Genomic DNA, 273 nt, shown 5'->3' on the forward strand with positions numbered 1-273 from the left:
GTGTAATCCTTCCCTATGTTACTAATCCCTAGTGCGCCGCCGCCAAAGCCATTACTACTCATATACCATCCTCCATATCTATATCAGGCTTGAAGTCAGCAGGGTCTTCACCATAATAAACATGAGCTTGACCCTTAGGCACACCTTCTAAACGAGCAAAGCCATTTTTATCTAAAATGCCTTCTCTGACAGAGCCATCTGCGAACTCGACACGGTAGGGCGCACTGCTTACTGGAGTCTCATCATCGTGTAGATAATTAAGCTCGATAAAGG

Annotated in this window: 1 pseudogene; it reads right to left on the bottom strand. The window is 45.4% G+C overall.

What is annotated here, in order from left to right:
* Positions 1-58: 58 nt before the first annotated feature.
* A pseudogene (locus tag AAEZ03_RS27350) lies at positions 59-273 on the bottom strand (hypothetical protein); the annotation flags it as partial.

Origin of the sequence: Pseudomonas sp. HY2-MNA-CIBAN-0224 (assembly GCF_040310285.1) — a bacterium.
In the GTDB taxonomy this organism is placed as follows: Bacteria; Pseudomonadota; Gammaproteobacteria; order Pseudomonadales; family Pseudomonadaceae; genus Aquipseudomonas; species Aquipseudomonas helleri.